Raw genomic sequence first — 1561 nt, forward strand, 5'->3', positions numbered from 1 at the left:
CCCGCCGCAGGCGCGAAGCGGCCTCGTCGTCGATAATGTCAGCGTGTGGCTTGCGGGGACCAACCATCTTCTGCTGAACAGCGTCTCGTTCAGCCTCACGCCCGGAGAATGCCTTGGCATTATCGGTCCGTCCGGGTCAGGCAAGTCCTTGCTCGGCCAAGTGATCGCTGGGCTGTCGATGCCGACGCATGGCCGTGTCCTCCTCGACAATACCGACGTCCCGCTGCTTCGCGAGGGCCGAAACGGCGACCGCCTCGGATATCTCCCACAGGACATCAACCTGATCGGCGACACCATCAACGACATCATCGCACGCCTTGAAGATGCCGACCGGCGGAAGGTCGTCGAAGCGGCCAAGCTCGCCGGAATCCATGGGGCGATCATGCGCCTGCCGGAGGGTTACGACACGGTGGTTCAGAGCGAAGCAACCTTCTCGCGCGGGTATCGGCAGCGCCTCGGTCTTGCCCGCGCCTTCTTCGGCAGTCCGCGCCTCATCGTTCTCGACGAACCCAACGCCAGCCTTGACTACGGGGGCGAGCGAATGCTCCTTGATGCCATCGAACGCATGAAGCTCGCAGGCGTCATCCTTGTCGTCATCACTCACCGGACGGGTCTTCTCGCCGCTACGGACAAGATTGCCATCATGGAGGACGGTGCGGTCGCCGCGTTCGGCGACAGCGAGGACATCTTCGAACGGCACCTGAGCCGCCCCCAGGTTACTTCGCAGATTGCGCCATGATCTGGAACTCTCTCACCACCTGGAAGCTTCCCGCCGTCTCGAGGCTTCCCGTGATCTGGGACCAGCTCATGCGAGCGCCGGCGAGCCCCCCGCCCGCCCCGCGATTTGGCGTCGTGGTGACCGCAATCGATGATTTCGAGCCTCTGGAATTTCCGTGGTGCTCGACGCCCACGCCGACCTCTCCGCGCGGAAGGCTTCGCGGTATCACCGTCGCGGGCAATCTGCTGGTGCTCTGCTTCATGCTGGGGCTCGGGACATGGGCGAGCCTCGCGCCGCTCGAGAGCGCCGCGATCGCCTCCGGCGTCGTGGAATCGGAATCGAGTCGCAAGACGATCCAGCATCTGGAAGGCGGTATCATCAGCAAGATCCTGGTTTCGGATGGCGATATCGTGCGCAGCGGCCAAACACTGGTCGCGCTGGAGGACACTAGGGCGAGCTCGGAGGTGCAAAGTCTTCAAGGCCAATTTTGGGATGCAGCTGCTCGTGCCGCTCGGCTTCAAGCCGAGCAGCAGAGATTCGAGAGGATCGCAATTCCGGACGCGCTGGAACAGGACAGCAGGCAGAGCGGCGTGGCCGCCGCTGCGGTGTCGGCGCAGCAGTTCATTTTCCAGGCGCGCCTGCAGGTTCACGAGTCGCAGCTTGCGGTCATTCGCGAACGAAGGCGTCAAGTCGAGAAGGAGATCGAAGGTCTCAAGGCTCAGGAAACCGCCACCGGGCAGCGGGTCGACATCGTCCGGGAGGAACTGGATATGGTCGCGACCCTCGTCAACAAGGGACTCGAACGGCGGCCGCGGCTCCTGAACCTGCAGCGGGAGCTGGCCG

At 63.7% G+C, this 1561-nt stretch carries 1 protein-coding gene and 1 pseudogene; both read left to right on the forward strand.

Annotation, left to right across the window (positions count from 1 at the left end):
- A partial coding sequence (locus AOQ71_RS47400; RefSeq protein WP_245316776.1) for an ATP-binding cassette domain-containing protein occupies positions 1 to 739 on the forward strand: 739 nt, incomplete at its 5' end.
- A 239-nt stretch (positions 740 to 978) separates the two neighbouring features.
- A pseudogene (locus AOQ71_RS47405) lies at positions 979 to 1561 on the forward strand (biotin/lipoyl-binding protein); the annotation flags it as partial.

This window comes from Bradyrhizobium manausense (genome assembly GCF_001440035.1).
Lineage (GTDB): Bacteria > Pseudomonadota > Alphaproteobacteria > Rhizobiales > Xanthobacteraceae > Bradyrhizobium > Bradyrhizobium manausense.